Annotated in this window: 2 protein-coding genes; both read left to right on the top strand. The window is 68.3% G+C overall.

Annotation, left to right across the window (positions count from 1 at the left end; genetic code table 11):
• Positions 1–17: 17 nt before the first annotated feature.
• A complete protein-coding gene (locus tag MF4836_RS17310) occupies positions 18–22,811 on the top strand; it encodes a non-ribosomal peptide synthetase (protein WP_078471284.1) in 22,794 nt (7,597 codons plus the stop codon).
• Positions 22,808–25,535: AMP-binding protein (locus MF4836_RS17305; protein ID WP_153050240.1), on the top strand; the 2,728-nt coding region annotated here is incomplete at its 3' end. The genes MF4836_RS17310 and MF4836_RS17305, both read left to right, overlap by 4 nt.

Genomic DNA, 25,535 nt, shown 5'->3' with positions numbered 1-25,535 from the left:
TCAAAGCAGGTTACCCAATGCACTTCAGCGAATTGATGGCAGTTCTTTCCACCCTGGCGATCCGTCTGCAAATGGAGGACGGCGATCTGGTTATCCTGGGTGATGACGCCGCGCTGGATGATGAGCTGTGGGACAGCCTGGTCCGGCACAAGGCGCAGTTGCTGGAGCTGGTGGCCGAGCATGCCGGCGACTGGTCGAGCCCGGCCTTTCGCATCACCCCGGACATGCTGCCGCTGGTGGACCTGGACCAGGCCGCCATCGAGCGTATCGTCGCCACTGTGCCGGGCGGTGCGGCCAACGTGCAGGACATCTACCCCCTGGCGCCGTTGCAGGAAGGCATGCTCTACCATCACCTGTCGGCGCAGCAGGGCGACCCCTACGTGCTGCAGACGCGCTTCGCCTTTGACTGCCGTGCGCGTTTCGAGGCCTTTGCCCAGGCGTTGCAATGGACCATCGACCGCCACGACATCCTGCGCACCGCCATGGCCTGGGAAAGTCTGGACTCGCCGTTGCAAGTGGTCTGGCGCCAGGCGCGCCTGGTGTGCGAGGAGATCGTCTGCGATCCCCTGGCCGGTGAGGTACTGAGCCAGTTGCAGGCGCGCCACGATGCCCGCCACTACCGCCTGGACCTGCAACAGGCGCCCCTGTTGCGCCTGGTGTTTGCCGAAGACCCGGCCCGGCAGCGGATCGTCGCGCTGCTGTTGTCGCACCACACCATCCTCGATCACAGCGCACTGGACGTGGTGCGCGAAGAGATTCTGGCCCATATGCAGGGCCGTGCCGGGGAGGTTCCGGTGGCGGTGCCGTTTCGCAATTACCTGGCCAAGGCGCGCATGGGCCAGAGCGATCAGGTGCACGAAGCGTTCTTCCGCGACATGCTCGGCGACATCGACGAGCCGACCCTGCCGTTCGGCCTGCGGGACGTGCAGGGCGACAGCCACGTCATCGACCACCTGCGGGCGCCGCTGGACAGCGCCCTGAGCCTGCGCCTGCGGGATCAGGCGCGGCAGCTCGGGGTCAGTGCGGCGAGCCTGATGCACCTGGCCTGGGCCCTGGTCCTGGGCCAGCTCTGCGGGCGCGACGTAGTGGTGTTCGGCACCGTGCTGCTCGGCAGGATGCAGGCCGGCGAGGGCGCGGATCGGGCCCTGGGGATGTTTATCAATACCCTGCCGCTGCGGGTCGACCTCGGCCACCTCGACGTGCGCGCCGGGGTGCGCGCCACCCACGCTCGCCTGAGCACCATGCTCAACCATGAGCACGCGTCCCTGGCGCTGGCCCAGCGTTGCAGTGGGGTCACCGCCTCGACGCCGCTGTTCAACGCCATTCTCAACTACCGCCACAGCGCCGCTGCCGACCTGGCCGAGGTTATCGAACTGGCCGAAGGCGTGCAGGTGCTGGGCTCCGATGAAGGCAGCAACTACCCGCTGACGTTCAACGTCGATGACCTGGGCGAAGGTTTCACCCTGACCCTGATGGTCGAGCGTTCGATTGGCGTGCAGCGCATCACCGACTACCTGCACACCACCCTGCAGCATTTGGTGGAGGCCCTGGAACAGACTCCGAGCCTGGCCTTGCGCGAGCTGTCGATGGTGCCCGAGGCTGAGCGCGAAAGCCTGTTGCGCGGGTTCAATGCTCACCAGTTGTCGTTCCCCAAGAGCCAGGCCGTGCACCGCCTGTTCGAAGCCCGGGTGGCGAGCCAGCCCGACGCCGTGGCGCTGACCCAGGGCGGGCAGGGCCTGAGTTATGGCGCATTGAATGCCCAGGCCAACCAGCTGGCCCACCACCTGCTGGACATGGGGGTGAAACCTGATGACCGGGTGGCGCTCTGCGTGCAGCGCGGCCCGGCGATGCTGGTGGGGATGCTGGGTATTCTCAAGGCCGGCGCAGGTTATGTGCCGCTGGACCCGGGGTTGCCGGAGGAGCGCCTGCGCTACCTGATCGAAGACAGCGCGCCCCGGGCGCTGCTGACCCAGGGCGCGCTGCTGGGGCAGTTGCCGACGCTGGACGTGGCGCTGATCGACCTCGACCACCCGCTGTGGCGCGAGCGACCGTCCACCGATCTGCCGCTGCCGGCCCTGACTTCGGCACACCTGGCCTATGTGATCTATACCTCGGGCTCCACCGGCCTGCCCAAGGGGGTGATGGTCGAGCACCAGACCCTGGAAAACCTGGTGCACTGGCACAACCAGGCCTTTGACCAGCACCCGGGCAGCCAGGTCTCCAGCGTCGCCGGTTTCGGCTTTGACGCCATGGCCTGGGAGGTCTGGCCGAGCCTGTGCGCGGGGGCGACCCTGCACCTGCCGCCCCGGGAGATCGGCAATGAAGATATCCAGCAACTGCTGGCCTGGTGGCAGGCGCAGCCGCTGGAGGTGAGCTTTTTGCCGACCCCGGTGGCCGAGTACGCCTTCAGCCAGCACCTGCAACACCCGACCCTGAAGACCCTGCTGATCGGCGGCGATCGCCTGCGCCAGTTCAACCAGGGCCAGACCTTCGCCGTGATCAACAACTACGGCCCCACCGAAGCCACGGTGGTCGCCACCTCGGGCGCGGTCCAGGTCGGCCAGGCGCTGCATATCGGCCGGCCGATTGCCAATGCTCAGGTCTACCTGCTGGATGAGCAGTTGCGCCCGGTGCCGGTCGGGGTTGCCGGCGAGCTGTACATCGGCGGCGCCGGGGTGGCCCGGGGTTACCTGCACCGGCCGCAGATGACCGCGGAGCGTTTCCTCGACGATCCGTTCAGCAACCAGCCCCGGGCGCGCATGTACCGCACCGGCGACCTGGCGCGCTGGCTGGCGGACGGCACGCTGGACTACCTGGGGCGCAATGACGACCAGGTGAAAATCCGCGGCATGCGCATCGAACTGGCCGAAATCGAGGCGCGGCTGGCCCTGCACCCCGAGGTCGAAAGCGCAGTGGTCCTGGCCCGGGAAGATGAGCCGGGGCATAAGCGCCTGGTGGCCTACTATCGGCCGCAGCTGGCGCCGTCCGACCTGGATAACGAGGCCCTGCGGGCCTGGCTCCACGAGCAGTTGCCGGAATACATGCTGCCGGTGGCCTATGTCGCGCTGGCCGACTGGCCCCTGACCGCCAACGGCAAGCTCGACCGCAAGGCCTTGCCGGCCCCGGGGCTCGAATCCTTTATCAGCCGCGATTTCGAAGCGCCCCTGGGGCCGGTGGAAACGGCCCTGGCGCAGATCTGGAAAGCGGTGCTCAAGGTCGAACAGGTCGGGCGGCATGACAACTTCTTTGAACTGGGCGGGCATTCACTGCTGGCGGTGAGCCTGATCGAGCGCATGCGCCAGGTCGGCCTGGGCGCCGATGTGCGGATCCTGTTCAGCCAGCCGACCCTGGCGGCCCTGGCGACGGCGGTGGGCAGCGGGCGCGAGGTCGAGGTTCCGGCCAACCGCATTGCCCTCGGCTGCCAGCGCATCACCCCGGACCTGCTGCCGCTGCTGGAACTGAGCCAGGAGGCCATCGACCTGATCGTCGCCAGCGTGCCCGGCGGTGCGGCCAATGTGCAGGACATCTACCCCTTGGCGCCCTTGCAGGAGGGCATTGTGTATCACCACCTGGCTGCCGGGGAGGGTGACCCCTACCTGTTGCAGACCCGTCTGGCGTTTGACAGCCACGAGCGCTTGCAGGTGTTCGCCGGGGTCTTGCAACAGGTGATTGGGCGCCACGATATCCTGCGCACTAGCGTGCTCTGGGAAAACCTGGAACACCCGCTGCAAGTGGTCTGGCGCCATGCCGAGCTGGTGCTGCAAGAGCTGACGCCGGACCCGGCGAGCGGGGATGTGCTGGAGCAGTTGCAACAGCGCTTCGATGCCCGCCATTACCGCCTGGATATCACCCGTGCACCGCTGATCCGTCTGGTGCACGCCTGGGATGCGGCGCAGCAGCGGGTGGTGGCGATTCTGCTGTTCCATCACCTGGCCATGGACCACACCGCCCTCGAGGTGGTGAGCCAGGAGATGCAAGCCCTGATCAGCGGCCAGGGTGCCAGCCTTGGGGCCGCTGCGCCTTATCGCAACTACGTGGCCCAGGCGCGCCTGGGGGTGAGCCAGGCCGAGCATGAGGCGTTCTTCCGGCAGATGCTCGGCGATATCGACGAGCCGACCCTGCCGTTTGGCCTGCAGGATGTGCAGGGCGACGGGCAGCCTATCGAGGAGGCCGCGCGCGCCCTGGAGCCGGCCCTGAACCGACGCCTGCGGGAACAGGCGCGAAGCCTGGGGGTGAGTGTGGCGAGCCTGATGCACCTGGCCTGGGCCCAGGTCCTGGGGCAACTCGGCAACCGCCGGGATGTGGTGTTCGGCACCGTGCTCCTGGGGCGGATGCAGGGCGGCGAGGGCGCCGACCGGGCCTTGGGCATGTACATCAACACCTTGCCGCTGCGGGTCGAAGTCGGCGCCGTGGCGCCACGGGCTGCGGTCAAGGCCACCCACGCCCGGCTCAGCGCGCTGCTGGGGCATGAACACGCGTCCCTGGCTCTGGCCCAGCGGTGCAGCGGGGTGACGGGGGCGGCGCCGCTGTTCAGTGCCTTGCTCAACTACCGCCATAGCCAGGCCGGCACCCAGCCCCAGGCCGGACCGCAGCTGTGGGACGGGATCGATGTCCTGGGGGGCGAAGAGCGCAGCAACTACCCGCTGACCCTGAGCGTCAACGACCGTGGCGACAGCTTTGACCTGAGCGTGCTGAGCCAGGCGCCGATTGATCCGCAGCGCATCTGCGGCTACATGCACACCGCCCTGGAACACTTGGTGCAGGCCCTGGAGCAGGGGGCGGCGGTCACCCTCGACCAGCTGTCGATCCTGCCGGCGGAAGAGCGCCAACAGCTGTTGCACCAGTTCAACCCGAGCCCTGCGCACTACCCGCGCGGGCAGACCATTCATGGCCTGTTCGAAGCCTGCGCGGCCGCCATGCCCGAGGCCCCGGCCGTGATCCAGGGCGCGCACAGCCTGAGCTATGGCCAGCTCAACCAGAGTGCCAATCAACTGGCCCACCAACTGCTGGCGCTGGGAGTGCAGCCTGATGATCGGGTGGCGATCAGTGTGCGCCGTGGCCCGGACATGCTCCTGGGCCTGCTGGCGATTCTCAAGGCCGGCGCCGCCTATGTGCCGATCGACCCGGCGCTGCCGGACGAGCGCCAGCACTACCTGCTGCAGGACAGCGCCCCGGTGGCGCTGTTGACCCAGGGCGAATGGCTCGGGCGCTGGGCGGCGACCGCGTTGCCACTGATCGACCTCGACCAGCGGCACTGGCTCGGCCAGCCCCGCAGCAATCCGCAACTGGCCGGGCTGACTCCGGCGCACCTGGCCTATGTGATCTACACCTCGGGTTCCACCGGCCTGCCCAAGGGGGTGATGGTGGAGCACCGGACCCTGGAAAACCTGGTGCACTGGCACAACCTGACCTTCGACCAACACCCGGGCAGCCAGGTCTCCAGCGTCGCCGGTTTCGGCTTCGACGCCATGGCCTGGGAGGTCTGGCCGGCCTTGTGCGTCGGCGCGACCCTGCACCTGCCGCCGGCCGAGGTCGGCAATGACAACCTCGAACTGCTGCTGGCCTGGTGGCAGGCGCAGCCGCTGGAGGTCAGCTTCTTGCCGACCCCGGTGGCCGAGTACGCCTTCAGCCGCCAACTGCAACACCCGACCCTGAAGACCCTGCTGATCGGCGGCGACCGCCTGCGCCAGTTCAGCACGGCCCAGACCTTCGCCGTGATCAACAACTACGGCCCCACCGAAGCCACGGTGGTCGCCACCTCGGGCGCGGTCCAGGTCGGCCAGGCGCTGCATATCGGCCAGCCGGTGGGCAATGCCCGGGTCTACCTGCTGGATGAACAGCAGCGTCCGGTGCCCCAAGGCGTGGTCGGCGAGCTGTATATCGGGGGCGCCGGGGTGGCGCGGGGTTACCTGAACCGTCCGCAGATGAGCGCCGAGCGCTTTATGGCCGACCCTTTCAGCGCTGAACCCGAGGCCCGCATGTACCGCAGCGGTGACCTGGCGCGCTGGCGCGCGGACGGCAACCTTGATTACCTGGGGCGCAACGACGACCAGGTCAAGGTGCGTGGGGTGCGCATCGAACTGGGCGAAGTCGAGAGCGCCCTGGCCAGCCACGCCGGGGTCAAGGAGGCGGTGGCGCTGGTGCGTGACGCGCGGCTGGTGGTCTATTTCACCGAGCAGGCCGAACAGCTGGATATCGAGCAACTGCACGCCCATCTGCAAGGCCGACTGCCGGACGCCATGGTGCCGGCGGCCTACGTTCGGCTCGATGCGCTGCCGTTGACCGCCAATGGCAAGCTCGACCGCAAGGCCTTGCCCGAGCCGGGAGCGGATGCGCTGCTCAGCCGTGGCTTCGAGGCGCCCGAGGGCACGGTGGAAATGGCCTTGGCGCAGATCTGGAAGGAGGTGCTCAAGGTCGAACAGGTCGGCCGCCATGACCACTTCTTCGAGCTGGGCGGGCATTCGCTGCTGGCGGTGAGCCTGATCGAGCGCATGCGCCAGGTCGGCCTCGGCGCCGATGTACGCATTCTGTTCAGCCAGCCGACCCTGGCCGCCCTGGCGGCTGCCGTGGGCAGTGGGCGTGAGGTCGAGGTCCCGGTCAACCGCATTGCGCCCGGTTGCCGGCACATCACCCCGGACCTGCTGCCACTGCTGGACCTGGACCAGGCCGCCATCGAGCGGATCGTCGCCGCCGTGCCGGGAGGTGCGGCCAATGTGCAGGACATCTACCCCCTGGCGCCGTTGCAGGAAGGCATCCTCTACCACCACATCACCGCGCAGCAGGGCGACCCCTATCTGCTGCAAACCCGCCTGGCCTTTGACAGCCTGCAACGCCTGCAGACTTTCGCCGGTGCCTTGCAGCAGGTGATCGAACGCCACGACATTCTGCGCAGCGCGGTGTTCTGGGAGGGCCTGGACACCCCGGTGCAGGTGGTGCTGCGCGAGGCCCGGCTGGTGGTGGAAGAGGTGGTGCCGCAGGTGGCGGACGCTGATGTGCTGCAACAGCTCGGCGCGCGATTCGACGCCCGCCACCATCGCCTGGACCTGAGCCGTGCGCCGCTGATCCGCCTGGCCTACGCCCAGGACCCGGCACAGCAGCGGGTGGTGGTGCTGCTGATGTTCCATCACATCGTTCTCGACCACACCGCCTTCGACGTGGTGCGCCAGGAAATGCAGGCCTGCCTTCTGGGCCAGGCCCGGGAGCTGGGGCCGGCGATGCCTTATCGCAACTACGTGGCCCAGGCGCGCCTGGGCGTCAGTGACGAGGAACATGAAGCGTTCTTCCGCGAGATGCTTGGCGATATCGACGCGCCGAGCCTGCCGTTCGGCCTGCAGGATGTGCAAGGCGATGGGCTTGCCATGGAAGAGGTGCGGCACCGGCTGCCGGCCACCCTGAGCCAGGGCTTGAGGCGCCAGGCGCGTCTGCTCGGGGTCAGTGTCGCGAGCCTGATGCACCTGGCCTGGGCCCGGGTGCTGGCGGTGGCCAGCGGCAACCAGCAGGTGGTGTTCGGCACCGTGCTGGTGGGGCGCATGCAGGGCGGTGAGGGGGCCGACCGGGCGCTGGGGATCTTTATCAATACCTTGCCGCTGCGGGTCGATGTCGGTGAGCAGGATGCCCGCGCCGGGGTGCGCGCGGTGCACGCGCGGTTGAGCGCGCTGCTCGGTCACGAGCACGCGTCCCTGGCTTTGGCCCAGCGTTGCAGCGCAGTGGCCGCGCCGCTGCCGCTGTTCAGCGCGATTCTCAACTACCGGCACAGTGCCGGCGCGGCAGCGCCGCTCGACGCACACCCGGCCTGGCAAGGCATGCAGACCCTGGCCCATGACGGGCGCAGTAACTATCCCTTGAGCCTGAACGTCGATGACCTGGGCGACGACTTGCAACTGGGCGCCATGACCGTGCAGCAGATCGGCGCGCAACGGGTCTGCGGGTACATGCAGACCGCCCTGGAATCCCTGTTGCAGGCCCTGGAGCAACGCTCGCCCATGGCCCTCAAGCATCTGCCGATCCTGGCACCGGCGGAACACGCGCAGTTGCTGCACGGCTTCAACGGCAGCGCGCTTGAATGCAACCTGGAACAGACGGTGCACGGCCTGTTCGAAGCCCAGGTGCAACGCACCCCGGATGCGCTGGCCCTGCAATCGGGCGCGCAATGCCTGACCTACGCCGGGCTCAATGCCCGGGCCAATCAACTGGCCCGGCATCTGCGTGACATCGGGGTCGGCCCGGATGTGCCGGTGGCGATCTGCATCGAGCGCAGCCTGGAGCTGGTGGTCGGCCTGCTGGCGATCCTCAAGGCCGGCGGTGCCTATGTGCCGCTGGACCCGGCCTATCCGCCGGAGCGCCTGGGCTACATGCTGCACGACAGTGCGCCCGCGGCGCTGCTGGTACACGGCGCGACCCGGGGCTTGGTGCAGTGGGCTGAGGGGCCGCTGATCGATCTCGAGCAAGCGGCCTGGCAGGCGCCTGCGCCAAGCCCCCCGGACAGTGCCGACCTCCAGGTACCGGGCCTGACTGCACGGCACCTGGCGTATGTGATCTACACCTCCGGCTCCACCGGCACGCCCAAGGGGGTGATGGTGGAGCACCGCGGGCTGGTCAACCTGCTGCACTGGAGCTCCGGGCTGTGCCCTGGCGCGGCGCAGGGCAGCCTGTTGCAGAAAACCCCACTGAGCTTCGACGCTTCGGTCTGGGAGGTGTTCTGGCCGCTGACCTCGGGCATGCGCCTGGTGCTGGCGCGCCCGGACGGGCACCGCGAGCCGCGCTACCTGGCGCAGTTGATTCGCGAGCAACGGATCTCGGTGATCCAGTTCGTGCCGGCCATGTTGCAGCTGTTCCTGGAACTGGACGAGGTCAGCCAGTGCAGCAGCCTGACCGATGTGTTCTGTGGCGGCGGCGAGCTGGGCGCGACCCTGGCCCGGCGCTTCCAGGCACGCCTGCCGGGGGCGCGGTTGCATAACGTCTACGGCCCGACCGAGGCCACGGTGGACAGCACGGTCTGGACCCTGGAGCCCGGGGCTACGGTGCCGGCGCTGCAACTGCCGATTGGCCGGCCGATTGCCAATACCCGCCTGTACGTACTGGACGCCGAGGACCAGCCGGTGCCGGTCGGCGCCAGTGGCCAGTTGCACATCGGCGGCGCCGGCGTGGCCCGGGGTTACCTGGGGCTGCCGGGGCTGTTGGCCGAGCGATTCATCGACAGCCCGTTCGTGGCCGGCGACCGCCTGTACCGCACCGGCGACCTGGTGCGCTACCACGCCGACGGCAACCTGGAGTTCCTCGGGCGCAACGATTTCCAGGTCAAGCTGCATGGCTTGCGCATCGAGCTGGGGGAAATCCAGGAGCACCTGGAGCGCTACCCGGGGATCAGGCAAGCGGTGGCGCTGGTGCGCGAAGACGTGCCCGGCGACAAGCGTCTGGTGGCCTACTTCAGCACCCACCCCGAGAGCACCGTGCCCGAGGTCGAGGCCCTGCGCCAACACCTGTTGCAGCAGTTGCCGGAGTACATGGTGCCGGGGCTGCTGGTGCCGCTGCCGGCATTGCCGCTGACGCCCAACGGCAAGCTGGATCGCCAGGCACTGCCGGTGCCGGATTCGTCGGCGCTGCTCAGTCGCGCCTATGAAGCGCCCCAGGGCGAGATCGAAACCACCCTGGCGCGGATCTGGGCTGAAGTGCTCAAGGTCGAGCAGGTGGGACGCCACGATCACTTCTTCGAACTGGGCGGGCATTCACTGCTGGCGGTGAGCCTGATCGAGCGCATGCGCCAGGTCGGCCTCAGCGCCGATGTGCGCATTCTGTTCAGCCAGCCGACCCTGGCCGCCCTGGCGGCTGCGGTGGGCAGCGGGCGCGAGGTCGAGGTTCCGGCCAACCGCATTGCCCTTGGCTGCCAGCGCATCACCCCGGACCTGCTGCCGCTGCTGGAGCTGGACCAGGACGCCATCGACCTGATCGTCGCGAGCGTCCCCGGCGGTGCGGCCAATGTGCGGGACATCTATCCCCTGGCGCCCTTGCAGGAAGGCATCCTGTATCACCACCTGATGGCCGAGCAGGGCGATCCGTACCTGTTGCAGTCGCAGATGGCCTTCGACAGCGTCGAGCGCCTGCAACTGTTCGCCCGGGCCCTGCAACACGTCATCGAACGTCACGATATCCTGCGCACCAGTGTGCTCTGGCAAGGCCTGGAACAACCACTGCAGGTGGTCTGGCGCCACGCCGAGCTGCACCCGCAGGAAGTGGTGCTGGACGCGGCGGATGGCGATGTACTGGGCCAGTTGCAGCAGCGCTTCGATGCCCGGCACTACCGCCTGGACATGACGCGCGCGCCGCTGATCCAGCTGCTGTTCGCCAAGGACCCGCTACAGCGGAGGGTGGTTGCCACGCTGTTGTTCCACCACCTGGCCATGGACCACACCGCGCTGGAAGTGGTGGGCCATGAACTGAGCGCATTTCTCGCCGGGCAAGGCGCGACCCTGGGCGCGGCGGTGCCTTATCGCAATTACGTGGCCCAGGCACGGCTGGGGGCCAGCGAGCAGGAACACGAGGCGTTTTTCCGCGACATGCTGGGGGACGTCGACGAGCCGACCCTGCCATTCGGCCTGCAGGATGTGCAGGGCGACGGGCGTGATATCGAGGAAGTCAGCCAGCGGCTGGAGGCCGACCTCAGCGGGCGTATCCGCAGCCAGGCGCGGGGGCTCGGGGTGAGTGCCGCGAGCCTGTTCCTCCTGGCCTGGGCCCGGGTGTTGAGCGTGACCAGCGGTCAGCGGCACCCGGTGTTCGGCACCGTACTGATGGGCCGCATGCAGGGCGGCGAGGGCGCCGATCGGGCCCTGGGGATGTTTATCAATACCTTGCCGCTGCGGGTGGATATCGACGCCACCTCGGTGCGCGACGGGGTGCGGGCGACCCATGCCCGGCTCAGCGCACTGCTCGGCCACGAGCATGCGTCCCTGGCCCTGGCCCAGCGCTGCAGCCAGGTGGCGGCGCCGCTGCCGCTGTTCAGCGCCATGCTCAACTACCGCCACAGTGCCCAAGCGCAGTCGGTTGCCCAGGCGCCGTGGCAGGGCATCCACACCCTGGCCAGCGAAGAGCGCAGCAACTACCCGCTGAGCCTGAACATCGATGACCTGGGGCAAGACTTCCGCCTGAACGTGATGACTCCGGCGCGAATCGGCGCCGAGCGCGTGTGCGGTTATATGCGCACCGCCCTGGAAAGCCTGGTCCAGGCCCTGGAGCAGGCACCGCACAGCGCCGTAGAGCAGCTGTCGATCCTGCCGGCCGCCGAGCGCCGGCAACTGCTGGGCGCCGGCCATGGCAGCCGCGAGCACTATGCCGTCGAGCAGACCCTGCATGGCCTGTTCGAGGCCCAGGTGCTGCGTACGCCGGACGCGGTGGCAGTGCGCGTCGACGCGCTGCAACTGAGTTATCGCCAGCTCAACGCCCGGGCCAATCAGGTGGCCCATCGCCTGTTGGGCCTGGGCGTACAGCCGGATGATCGGGTGGCGATCTGCGTCGAGCGCGGGCTGGAGATGATCGTCGGCCTGCTGGGGATCCTCAAGGCCGGCGCCGGTTATGTGCCGATCGATCCGGGCTACCCCGCAGAACGCATCGCCTACACCCTGGCTGACAGCGCCCCGGTGGCGCTGCTGGTGCAGGGCGCGACCCAGGCTCTGGTTGGCGAGTGCCCGGTGCCCCGGATCGACCTCGACAGCCATGCCCTGCGCGACGAGCCGCAGCACAACCCGCAGCTGCCGGGGCTCAAGGTCGAGCACCTGGCGTATGTGATCTACACCTCGGGCTCCACCGGCCTGCCCAAGGGGGTGATGGTCGAGCACCGCCAGGTGACCCGGTTGTTCGCGGCGACCCAAGGCTGGTTCGGCTTCAACCGCCGTGATGTGTGGGCGCTGTTCCACTCCTTTGCCTTCGACTTCTCGGTCTGGGAAATCTACGGCGCGCTGCTGCACGGCGGGCAGTTGCTGGTGGTGCCGCAACGGATCAGCCGCTCACCGGACGAGTGCTATGAACTGCTGTGCGACGCGGGGGTGAGCATCCTCAACCAGACCCCGAGCGCGTTCCGCCAGTTGATCGCGGCCCAGGGTCGCAGCGACCGCAAGCATTCCCTGCGCCAGGTGATTTTCGGTGGCGAAGCCCTGGACCCGGGCATGCTCAAGCCCTGGTACGAGCGCGTCGGCAACGCCGGCACGCGCCTGGTGAACATGTACGGCATCACCGAGACCACGGTGCACGTGACCTATCGCGCCCTGGAAGCCGCCGATGCCCTGGTGCCGGGTGTCAGCCCGATTGGTGGACCGATCCCCGACCTGCAGCTGTACCTGCTCGACCCGCAGCGCGAACCGGTGCCGGTGGGGGTGGTCGGCGAGCTCTATGTCGGCGGCGCCGGGGTGGCCCGCGGGTACCTGAACCGCGAGGCCTTGAGCGCCGAGCGCTTTATCGCCGACCCGTTCCACGCAGGCTCCGGCACGGTTGCGGGGCGCCTGTACAAGACCGGTGACCTGGGCCGCTGGCTGGCCGATGGCAGCCTTGAATACCTGGGACGCAACGATGACCAGGTGAAGATCCGCGGCTTCCGCATCGAGCTGGGGGAAATCCAGGCCCAGTTGGCGGCCTGCGAGGGCGTGCGCGAGGCCCTGGTCATCGCCCGCGAGGACGAACCCGGCGAACGACGCCTGGTGGCCTACCTGATTGCCGAGGACGGCCATGGGCCGAGCGCCGCGCACTTGCGTGAGCAACTGCTGGGCACCCTGGCCGAATACATGCTGCCCAGTGCCTTTGTCCTGCTGCCGGCCTGGCCCCTGACCGGCAACGGCAAGCTGGACCGCAAGGCGTTGCCGATGCCCGATGACGCGGCACTGGCCCGACGCGGCTACCAGGCCCCCCAAGGCGAGGTGGAGCAGCGGATTGCCAGCCTGTGGCAAGACCTGCTCAAGGTCGAGCGGGTCGGGCGGCATGACAACTTTTTCGAGCTGGGCGGCCATTCGCTGCTGGCGGTCAAGTTGATGGAACGCATGCGCCAGGCGCAGTTGCGGGCCGATATCCGGGTACTGTTCAGCCAGCCGACCCTGGCGGCCCTGGCGGCGGCCGTGGGCGGGGAGCCCGAGGTGCAGGTGCCGGCCAACCTGATCGGCGCCACCTGCACCGCGATCACCCCCGATATGCTGCCCCTGGCCGACCTCGACCCGGCGGCCATCGAACGTGTACTGGAGCGGGTGCCGGGCGGTGTCGACAACGTGCAGGACATCTACGCCCTGGCGCCGCTGCAGGCGGGGATCCTCTATCACCACCTGAGCAGTCAGGCCGGCGATCCGTACCTGCTGCAGTTGCAGCTCGGCTTCAGCGGCCTGGCGCAGGTCAAGGCCTTTATCGACGCCCTGCAAGGGGCGATTGCCCGGCATGACATCCTGCGCACCAGCCTGGTCTGGGACTGCCTCGACGAGCCGGTGCAGGTGGTCTGGCGCCAGGCGCCGCTGGCTGTGGAGCGGGTCGCGAGCGACCCGCAGGACGCCGATGTGCTGGGCCAGTTGCAGCAGCGCTTCGACCCCCGGCATTACCGCCTCGACCTGGGGCAGGCTTCGATGATGCGCTTTGCCTACGCCCGGGACGAAGCCCATGACCGGTGGCTGGGCGTGTTGCTGCTGCACCATATCTTGCTCGACCACACCTCGTTGGCGGTCCTGGTGCAGGAAATGAGCGCCAGCCTCGGCGGCCAGGCTGGGCACCTGGCGCCGCCGGTGCAGTACCGCAACTACGTGGCCCAGGCACGCCTGGGCGTCAGCCAGCACGCCCATGAAGCGTTCTTCCAGCAGATGCTCGGCGATATCCATGAGCCGACCCTGCCGTTCGGCCTGCAGGACGTGCAGGGCGACGGCAGTGGTGTCCAGGAGTCGCACCTGGCCCTGGAGCCGGCCCTGTGCCGGGCCCTGCGCGAGCAGGCAAGGCGGCTCGGGGTGAGCGCCGCCAGCCTGGTGCACCTGGCCTGGGCCCAGGTGCTGGGTCAGGTTTCCGGTCAGGACGAGGTGGTGTTCGGCACCGTGCTCCTGGGGCGGATGCAGGGCGGCGAGGGTGCCGACCGGGCCCTGGGCATGTTTATCAATACCTTGCCGCTGCGGGTCAGCGTCGGTGCGCTGACGGTGCTCGACGGCGTGCGCGCGACCCATGAACGGCTGGCGCAATTGCTTGGCCACGAGCACGCGCCCCTGTCCCTGGCCCAGCGTTGCAGCGGGGTGCCAGCGTCCACGCCGCTGTTCAGCACCTTGCTCAACTATCGCCACAGTGCGCCGGGCGCGGAGGCCGGCAACGGCCCTTCGGTGTGGGACGGGATCGAGGTGCTCAACGCCCGTGAGCGCAGCAACTACCCGCTGGTGCTTAACGTCGATGACCTCGGCGAACTGTTCGAACTGACGGTCCAGGCCCTGGCCGAGGTGGAAGGTGCACGGATCGGCGAGTACATGCGCTGTGCCTTGCACAACCTGGTGCACGCCCTGGAGCAGGCCCCGGCCACGCCGTTGCAGCAGTTGTCGATTGTCGCCCCCGCCGAGCGCGAGCGGGTGCTGCACGGCTTCAATGCCACGGCCCGGGCCTTCCCGGCGCAGCAGACCGTGCACGGGCTGTTCGAGGCCCAGGTGCAGGCCAGCCCGCAAGCGGTCGCCGCGGTGCACGGCGAGCAGGTGCTCAGTTATGCCGAACTGAACCGGCGGGCCAACCGCCTGGCCCATGGGTTGTTGCAGATGGGCGTGCAGGCGGGGGACCGCGTGGCGATGCTATTGCCGCGTTCGGTGGGGTTGCTGGTCAGCCAGTTGGCCATCAGCAAATGCGCGGCGGTCTATGTGCCGCTGGACATCAACGCCCCAGCCGAGCGCCAGCTGTTTATCCTGGCGGACAGCGCGGCGCGGCTGTTGCTGACCCAGAGCACTGAAGCCCTGGCGTGTCCGACGCAGCGTATCGAACTGGACCGCCTCGACCTCGAACACCTGCCAAGCCACAACCCGGACCTGGCGCAGTCGTCCGAAAGCGCGGTGTACCTCATGTACACCTCGGGTTCCACCGGCACTCCCAAGGGCGTGCTGGTGCCGCACCGCGCGGTCAGCCGCCTGGTGCTGAACAACGGCTATGCCGACTTCACCCCGCAGGACCGAGTGGCCTTTGCCTCGAACCCGGCCTTTGACGCCAGCACCCTGGAAGTCTGGGCGCCCTTGCTCAATGGCGGGCGAGTGGTGGTGGTCGACCAGGACGTGGTGCTGTCCAGCCAGGCCCTGGGAGCGCTGCTGCAACAGCAGAAAGTCAGCGTGTTGTGGATGACCTCCGGCCTGTTCCAGCAGCATGCCGATGGCTTGCTCGGCGCGTTCCGCCAACTGCGCTACCTGATGGTCGGTGGCGATGTGCTGGACCCGAGCGTGATTGCCCGGGTGCTGGAACACGGCGCGCCCCGGCACCTGCTCAATGGCTACGGTCCGACCGAGGCCACGACTTTCTCCACCACCTTCGAGATCAAGGCCGTCGCCGCCGGTGGCATTCCCATTGGCCGGCCGATCGGCAACAGCCGCGCCTATGTGCTGGATGCCCGGCAGCAGCCGGTGGCGGTGGGCGTGGTCGGCGAGCTGTATATCGGTGGAGCGGGGGTGGCCCTGGGTTACCTCAACCAGCCGCAACTGACAGCGCAGATGTTTATCGCCGACCCCTTTGCCGATGCCCCTCAAGGCTTGATGTACCGCACCGGCGACCTGGCCTGCTGGCGCGCCGACGGCGTGCTGCTGTACCAGGGACGCAACGACCAGCAGGTCAAGCTGCGGGGCTTTCGCATTGAACTGGGAGAAATCGAAACCCGGATCGCGGCCTGTGCCGGGGTCCGGGAGGCGGCGTTGCTGGTGCGCGAAGACGCCCCGGGCGACAAGCGCCTGGTGGCGTACTGCACGCCGCAGGTGGCCGGCGAGGCCCTGGATATCGAGGCCTTGCACGGTGCCCTGCAAGGCCAGTTGCCGGACTACATGCTGCCGGCGGCCTATGTCCAGCTGGAACGGTTGCCGCTGACCGCCAACGGCAAGCTCGACCGCAAGGCCCTGCCGGCACCGGACGCTTCGGCGCTGCTGAGCCGGGCCTATGAAGCACCACTGGGTGAGGTCGAAATCACCCTGGCGCGGATCTGGGCCGAGGTGCTCAAGGTCGAGCAGGTGGGGCGCCATGATCACTTCTTCGAGCTGGGCGGGCATTCGCTGCTGGCGGTGAGCCTGATCGAACGCATGCGCCAGGTCGGCCTCAGCGCCGATGTGCGGGTGCTGTTCAACCAGCCGACCCTGGCCGCCCTGGCGGCTGCGGTGGGCAGTGGGCGCGAGATCGAAGTCCCGGCCAACCGCATTGCCCTCGGTTGCCAGCGCATCACCCCGGACCTGCTGCCGCTGCTGGAACTGAGCCAGGAGGCCATCGACCTGATTGTCGCCAGCGTGCCCGGCGGTGCGGCCAATGTGCAGGACATCTACCCCCTGGCGCCCTTGCAGGAAGGGATTCTCTACCACCACATCAGCGCCGGGCAGGGTGACCCCTACCTGCTGCAATCGCGCCTGAGCTTCGACAGCCTGGAGCGCTTGCAGGCTTTTGCCGAGGCCTTGCAGCAGGTGATCGCGCGCCACGACATCCTGCGCACCAGCGTGCTCTGGGAAGGCCTGGAGCACCCCGTTCAGGTGGTCTGGCGCCATGCCGAGCTGCATGTGCAGGCGCAGCAGCTGGACCCGGCGGCGGGGGATATCGTCGAGCAATTGCAGGCGCGCTTCGATGCCCGGCACCACCGGCTGGACCTGGCCCAGGCGCCGCTGATGCGCCTGATTCATGCCGAGGACCCGCAGCATGGACGGGTGGTCAGCCTGCTGCTGTTCCACCACCTGGCCCTGGACCATACGGCGATGGAAGTGGTGGGCGCGGAAATGCGCGCGCTGCTGCTCAAGCAGCCCGGCGAGCTGGGCACGCCCATGCCGTACCGCAACTATGTGGCCCAGGCCCTGCTGGGGGCTGGGGAGCACGAACATGAGGCGTTTTTCCGCGACATGCTGGGGGACGTCGAAGAGCCGACCCTGCCATTTGGCTTGCAGGATGTGCAGGGCGATGGCCTGGATATCGACGAGGCGCACTGGCCATTGCCGGCGGCGCTGAGCCAGCGTCTGCGGGAGCAGGCGCGCACGCTGGGGGTGAGCGCCGCCAGCCTGATGCACCTGGCCTGGGCCCAGGTCCTGGGCCGGCTTTGCGACCGCGAGGACGTGGTGTTCGGCACCGTGCTGATGGGCCGCATGCAGGGCGGCGAGGGCGCTGACCGCGCCCTGGGGGTGTTTATCAATACCTTGCCGCTGCGGGTGACATTGGGCGAAACCGGCGTCCGTGACGGCGTGCGCGCCGTGCACCGGCGCTTGAGCGCACTGCTCGGTCACGAGCACGCGTCCCTGGCCCTGGCCCAGCGTTGCAGCCGGGTGGCGGTGAGTGCGCCGCTGTTCAGTGCCTTGCTCAACTACCGCCACAGCGCCCACGACGGGCTGCATGACGAGCAGGCGCCCTGGGCCGGCATCGAGCTGCTGGGGGGCGAAGAGCGCAGCAACTACCCCCTGAGCCTGAGTGTCGATGACCTGGGCCAGGGCTTTGCCTTGAGCGTGCTGGCGGTGGCGCACCTGGGGCCACAGCGCATCTGCGGCTATATGCACACGGCATTGGAGCACCTGGCCCAGGCCCTGGAGCAAAACCCGGGGCTGGCGCTGAACCGCCTGCCGATTCTGCCCGAGGCCGAGCGCCAGCAGTTGCTGGAAACCTTCAACGCCAATCGCCGGCATTACCCGCGCGGGCAGACCCTTCATGGCCTGTTCGAAGCCCGGGTTGCCGAGACTCCCGATGCGCTGGCCATGATCCAGGGCCCGCAGCAATTGAGCTATCGCCAATTGAACCAACAGGCCAATCAACTGGCCCGGCATCTGCTGGAGCTGGGGGTGCAGCCGGACGATCGGGTGGCGATCTCCGTGCGGCGCGGCCCGGCGATGCTGGTGGGGATGCTGGGGATTCTCAAGGCCGGCGCCGCTTATGTGCCCCTGGACCCGGCGCTGCCGAGGGAGCGCCTGCGCTACCTGCTGGAAGACAGCGCGCCCCTGGCGTTATTGACTCAGGGCGCACTGCTTGGGCAATTGCCGACCCTGGAGCTGCCGCTGATCGATCTGGACCAGTCGGCCTGGCACAACCCGGCGCTGGCCAATCCGCAGCTGGCACAACTGACCCCGGCGCACCTGGCCTATGTCATCTACACCTCGGGTTCCACCGGTTTGCCCAAGGGCGTGATGGTGGAGCACCGGACCCTGGAAAACCTCGTGCACTGGCATAACCAGGCCTTTGACCAGCACTCGGGCAGCCAGGTGTCCAGCGTCGCCGGCTTCGGTTTCGATGCCATGGCCTGGGAAGTCTGGCCGGCCCTGTGCGTCGGCGCGACCCTGCACCTGCCGCCGCCGGACGTCGGCAATGAAAACATCGAGCAGTTGCTGGCCTGGTGGCAGGCGCAGCCGCTGACGGTGAGCTTTCTGCCGACGCCGGTGGCCGAATACGCCTTCAGCCAACACCTGCACCATCCGACCCTGAAGACCCTGCTGATCGGCGGCGACCGCCTGCGCCAATTCCCCCGGGCCCAGAGCTTTGCGGTGATCAACAACTACGGCCCCACCGAAGCCACGGTGGTCGCCACCTCGGGCGCGGTGCAGGTCGGGCAGGCGTTGCATATCGGCACGCCCATGGCCAACGCCCGGGTCTACCTGCTGGACCGCCAGCAGCGGCCGGTGCCGGTGGGCGTGGCCGGCGAGCTGTATGTCGGCGGCGCCGGGGTCGCCCGGGGCTACCTGAACCGTCCGCAAATGACCGCCGAACGCTTCCTCGCCGACCCCTTCAGCCGCGAGCCCCAGGCGCGCATGTACCGCACCGGCGACCTGGCGCGCTGGCAGGCCGACGGCACCCTCGACTACCTGGGACGCAACGATGACCAGGTGAAAATCCGCGGCATGCGCATCGAGCTGGGGGAAATCGAAAGCGCCCTGGCGCGTCACCCTGGCCTCAACGAAGCGGTGGTGCTGGCGCGCCAGGATGAGTCGGGGCAGAGCCGACTGGTGGCGTATTTCACCGCCGCCGAGGGCCTGGATATCGAAGCGCTGCGGAGCGGGCTGCAAGCCAGCCTGCCCGGGCATATGGTGCCGCTGGCCTATGTGCAGTTGCCGGCCCTGCCGCTGACGGCCAACGGCAAACTGGACCGCAAGGCATTGCCGGAGCCGGCTGCGCAGCATCTGCTGAGCCGTGAGTACCAGGCTCCCCAGGGCGCCGTGGAAATGGCCCTGGCGCAGATCTGGCAGGAGGTGCTCAAGGTCGAGCAAGTGGGGCGTCATGACCACTTCTTCGAGCTGGGCGGGCATTCGCTGCTGGCGGTGAGCCTGATCGAGCGCATGCGCCAGGCCGGCCTCGGCGCCGATGTGCGAGTGCTGTTCAGCCAGCCGACCCTGGCCGCCCTGGCGGCTGCGGTGGGCAGCGGGCGCGAGGTGCAAGTGCCGGACAACCTGATCCCGGGCGCTTGCCCGCGCATCACCCCGGACATGCTGCCCCTGGTCGAACTCGACCAGGCCACCCTTGATGGCTTGCTGGAGCGGGTCCCGGGCGGCGCCGCGAATGTGCAGGACATCTACCCCCTGGCGCCGTTGCAAGAAGGCATTCTCTACCACCACATCACTGCCCGGCAGGGCGATCCGTACCTGTTGCAATCCCATATGGCGTTTGCCGACCGGGCGCTGTTCACGGCCTTTACCCAGGCCCTGCAACAGGTGATCGCGCGGCACGATATCTTGCGCACCGGGGTGTTCTGGGAAGGCTTGCAGCAACCGCTGCAAGTGGTGCTGCGCAATGCCGAGCTGGTGGTGCACGAGGAACGGCTGGACCCGGCCGCCGGGGATATTCTTGGCCAGTTGCACGGGCTTTGCGATGCGCGCCATCACCGTATGGACATCACCCGGGCACCGCTGATGCGGGTGCATATGGCCCAGGACCCGGTCCAGGGACGAATCGTCGCGGTGGTGCTGTTCCATCACCTGGCCCTGGACCACACCGCCATGGACGTGGTCGGCCATGAGCTGCGGGCCTTCCTGCAGGGCCAGGGCCAGAACCTGGGGACGCCGGTGCCGTATCGCAACTATGTGGCCCAGGCGCGCCTGGGTGTCAGCGAGCAGGAACACGAGGCGTTCTTCCGCGACATGCTGGGGGACGTCGACGAGCCAACCCTGCCGTTCGACCTGCAGGACGTGCAGGGCGACGGCGGCGGTATCGAAGAGCGCAGCCAGGCCCTGCCCAGTGCCCTCAGCGCCCGTCTGCGGCATCAGGCGCGGTTGCTCGGGGTCAGTGCCGCGAGCCTGTTCCACCTGGCCTGGGCCCGGGTGCTGGGCGCCACGTCCGGCAAGCAGGCGGTGGTCTTCGGCACGGTGCTGCTGGGACGGATGCAGGGCGGCGAGGGTGCGGACCGGGCCCTGGGCATGTTTATCAATACCCTGCCGCTGCGGGTCGAGATCGACGCTACCGGGGTGCGTGACGGGGTTCGCGCCACCCATCGCCGGCTCAGTGCCTTGCTTGGCCATGAACACGCGTCCCTGGCCCTGGCCCAGCGGTGCAGCGGGGTGGCGGCGCCGTTGCCGCTGTTCAGCGCCATGCTCAACTACCGCCATAGCCAGGACAGCAGTGCGCCCACGGCGCCACCGGCATCGGCCCACGGGATCGAGACCCTGGCCGGCGAGGAGCGCACCAACTACCCCCTGAGCCTGAACGTGGATGATCGCGGCGAAGGCTTCAGCCTGACCGCCATGACCCCGGCGCGGATCGGCGCGCAACGCATCTGCGGTTATATGCAGACGGCCCTCGAATCCCTGGCCGATGCCCTGGAACGGGCGCCGGACATGGCCCTGAACCGCTTGCCGATCCTCACCGGCGCCGAGCGTCAGCACCTGCTGCTGGAGCTCAACGCCACCGAGGTCGCCTATCCCCTGAACCAGACCCTGCACGGGCTGTTCGAGGCCCAGGTCGAGCGCAGCCCGCAGGCCCCGGCGCTGCTGGCCGGCGGGCAACAGTTGAGCTATCGCCAGCTCAACCTGCGGGCCAATCAGCTGGCCCATCACCTGCGGCGCCAGGGCGTGGGCCCGGACACCCGGGTGGCGATCTGCGTCGAGCGCGGGCTGGAAATGGTCATCGGCCTGCTGGCGATTCTCAAGGCCGGCGGCGCCTATGTGCCGATCGACCCGAGCTATCCGGCAGAACGTATCGCCTACATGCTCGAAGACAGCGCGCCGGTGGTGGTGCTGGTGCAAGCGGCGACGCAGCCGCTGGTGACGGCGGGGCTCGCTCCGTTGCTGGTCCTGGACCAGCCGCTGTGGCCGGCCGAGGCCCTGGACAACCCGCAGCTGCCTGAGCTGCACGCCGGGCACCTGGCCTACGTGATCTACACCTCGGGCTCCACCGGGCAACCCAAGGGGGTGATGAACGAGCACGGGGCGGTGGTCAATCGCCTGCTGTGGATGCAGCAGGCCTATGGCCTGACGGCGGCGGACGCGGTGTTGCAGAAGACTCCGTTCAGCTTCGACGTCTCGGTCTGGGAGTTCTTCTGGCCGCTGTTGACCGGCGCGCGCCTGGTGATGGCACGCCCTGAGGGGCACAAGGATCCGGCCTACCTGTGTCAGGTGATCCAGGCCGAGGGCATCAGCACCGTGCATTTTGTGCCGTCGATGCTCGACCTGTTCCTGGCCCACGGCGCGGCGCAGTCGTGCCGCGCCCTGGTCCGGGTGCTGTGCAGCGGCGAGGCGCTGCCGGGGAGTCTGGTGCGGCGCTTCAAGCAGCAGTTGCCGGGCAGCGAGTTGCACAACCTCTACGGGCCGACCGAAGCCGCCGTGGATGTGACGGCCTGGAACTGCGCCGGTCCCCTGGAGCAGACCCCGGACAACACGCCGATCGGCAAGCCGATCGCCAACACCCGCCTGTACCTGCTCGACGAGCAGATGCAGCCGGTGCCCCAGGGCGTGGTGGGCGAGCTGTATATCGGCGGGGTGCAGGTGGCCCGGGGTTATCTGAACCGTGGGCAGTTGAACGCCGAACGGTTCCTGGTGGACCCGTTCAGCCCCCTGGACAACGCCCGGATGTACCGCACCGGCGATGTGGCCCGCTACCGCGCCGACGGCAATATCGAGTACCTGGGGCGCAACGATGATCAGGTCAAGTTGCGGGGCCTGCGCATCGAACTCGGGGAGATCCAGGCCCGCCTGACCCAGTTGCCCGAGGTCAGGGAGGCCGTGGTCCTGGCCCGGGAAGACGTGCCGGGGGACAAGCGTCTGGTGGCCTATTACAGCACCCATGAGGCGGGCTCGCGGCTGGAGGTCGAGGCCCTGCGCGGGGAGCTGTTGCAGCACCTGCCGGAGTACATGGTACCGGCGCTGTATGTGCATCTACAGGCCTTGCCCCTGAGCCCCAACGGCAAGCTAGACCGTAAGGCGCTGCCGGCCCCGGGGCTGGAGGCGGCCATCGTCCGTGAGTACGAGGCCCCCCAGGGCGACACCGAAATCCTCCTCGCCAGGCTCTGGGCGCAATTGCTCAACGTGGAACGGGTGGGGCGCCACGACAACTTCTTCGAGTTGGGCGGGCACTCGCTATTGGCCGTGAGCCTGATCGGCCGGCTGCATCAGGAAGGCATGGAAGCCGATGTCAGGGCCTTGTTCGAACATCCGACCCTGGCCGGGTACGCGGCAATTACCGAAAGAATGGAGATCGTCCTGTGAGCGTGATCGAACTGTTGGCAACACTGAAGGCAAAAGACATCCAGCTCGCGGTTCGCGATGAGCAACTGATTGTCCAGGGCAATCGCCAGGCGCTGACCGAACCTGCGGTGATCGCCCAGTTGCGCGAGTACAAGCCGCTGCTGATCGAGATGATCCGCTCGGGGCAGTACTCGGCGCCCAGGTCCGGCCAGGTCGAGGTGCCGCCGAACGGCATTCTGCCCGGCTGCCGCCATATCACGCCGGACATGCTGACCCTGGTGCAGCTGGACCCGGCGACCCTGGAGCGGGTGCTCGCCAGTGTCCCGGGCGGTGCGGCCAACGTGCAGGACATCTATCCCCTGGCGCCCTTGCAGGAGGGCATTCTCTACCACCATGCCAGTGCCGGGCAGGGCGACCCCTATGTGATGCAGGCGCATTTCGCCTTTGACCACCTGCAACGCTTGCAGGACTTTGCCCAGGCCTTGCAGGGGGTGATCGAACGCCATGACATCCTGCGCACGGCGGTGCTCTGGGAAGGCCTGGAAACGCCGCTGCAAGTGGTCTGGCGCCAGGCCACGCTGGCGTTGCAGGCCGTGCCGCTGGCGGCAGCCGACGGCGATATTCTCCAGCAGTTGCACCAGCGCTTCGACGCCCGTCACTACCGCCTGGACGTGACCCAGGCGCCACTGATCCGCCTGGCCTATGCCGAAGACCCGGCCAACCGGCGGATCGTCGCCGTGCTGCTGTTTCACCATATGGCCCTGGACCACAGCGCCCTCGACGTGGTGCGCCAGGAGATGTGTGCCTTGCTCCTGGGCCAGGGCCATGTGCTGGGCCCGGCGGTGCCGTTTCGCAACTACGTGGCCCAGGCCCGGCTGGGCATGAGCGAGGAGGAGCACGAGGCATTCTTCCGCCAGATGCTCGGCGATATCGACGAGCCGACCCTGCCGTTCGGCCTGCACGATGTACAGGGCGATGGCAGTGCCATCGACGAATTCAGCCTGCCCCTGGAACCGGCCCTGTGCCAGCGCCTGCGAACCCAGGCGCGGTTGCTCGGGGTGAGCACCGCGAGCCTGTTCCACACCGCCTGGGCCCAGGTGCTGGGGGCGCTGTCGGGCAAGCGCAAGGTGGTGTTCGGTACGGTGCTGATGGGGCGCATGCAGGGCGGTGGCGACAACGACCGGGCCCTGGGCATGTTTATCAATACCTTGCCGTTCCGCTTCGACCTGGACGCCAGCGCCGTGCAGGACGCCGTCAAGGCGGCCCACGGACGGCTCACCACCTTGCTCCGGCATGAACATGCGCCACTGGCCCTGGCCCAGCGTTGTAGCGCGGTCGCGGCCCCGGCGCCGCTGTTCAGCAGCCTGCTCAACTACCGCCACAGCGCGCCGCCCAGTGCCAATCTGGTCGCGGCGTGGCAGGGCATCTCCAGCCTCGACTCCGAGGAACGCACCAACTACCCCCTGACCATGAGCGTCGATGACCTGGGCCAGGGGTTTGCCCTGACCTTGCTGGCCAGCCGCGAGGTCGATCCGCAGCGGGTTTGCGACTACTTGCGCACGGCCTTGGAAAACCTCGCGCAGGCCCTGGAGCAGGCGCCGCAGGGGGCACTGAACCTGTTGTCGGTCCTGCCTGGCGCCGAGCGCGAGCACCTGCTGCAAGGCTTGAATGGCAGCCGGGTCGACTACCCGCAAGGGCTGTGCATCGGCCAGCGGGTCGCGGCCCGCGCTGCCGAGCAGGCGGATGCCGTGGCGGCGCTGTACCAGGGGCAGCCACTGACCTATGGCGAACTCAATCGCCGGGCCAATACCCTGGCCCGGCGCCTGCTGGACCTGGGTGTGCAGCCCGATGACCGGGTGGCGGTGATCGCCCGGCGCGGCCTCGACACCCTGGCCGGCCTGCTGGCGGTGCTCAAGGCCGGAGCCTGTTATGTGCCGATCGACCCGGCCCAGCCCCTGGAACGCCTGAGCTACCTGCTCGATGACTGCACCCCGGTGGCGGTGCTGACCCAGGCCGGGCTGCGGCAGCGCTTGCCGGCCCTGTCCGTGCCGCTGATCGAGCTTGAGGACGGCGCCGCGGCAGGGGTGGCGTTCGCCGATCCGTCACTGGCGAATTTGACCGCGCAGCACCTGGCCTATGTGATCTACACCTCCGGTTCCACCGGCCTGCCCAAGGGGGTGATGGTCGAGCATCGGACCCTGGGCAACCTGGTGGACTGGCACAACCAGGCCTTCGACCTGGGCCCTGGGCGGCATACGTCGAGCCTGGCCGGCTTTGGTTTTGACGCCATGGCCTGGGAAATCTGGCCGGCGCTGTGTGCCGGCGCGACCCTGCATCTGCCGCCCGCCCGGGACGGCAACGAAGACCTGGACGAGCTGCTGACGTGGTGGCGCGCCCAGCCCCTGGACGTGAGCTTTCTGCCGACCCCGGTGGCCGAGTACGCCTTCAGCCAGAACCTGGGGCACCCGACCCTGCGCACCCTGTTGATCGGTGGCGACCGCCTGCGGCATTTCTCCAGGGACCCGGGGTTTGCAGTGATCAATAACTACGGCCCGACCGAAGCCACGGTGGTGGCGACCTCGGGTCGGATCGAACCGGGCCAGGTCCTGCCGATCGGCAAACCCATTACCAATGCCCGGGTCTACCTGTTGGACGAGCAGCAACGCCCGGTGCCTGGTCCTTATAACCCTCTGCAGCGTCCGACGAACCACACCGCTGCAAACCCCGATGCCGCCAGACGATGCA

The sequence above is a fragment of the Pseudomonas sp. MF4836 genome, from assembly GCF_002018875.1.
Classification (GTDB): Bacteria; Pseudomonadota; Gammaproteobacteria; order Pseudomonadales; family Pseudomonadaceae; genus Aquipseudomonas.
Note: the sequence above shows the minus strand (reverse complement) of the source record. Positions and strands in the feature narration are given on the sequence as shown.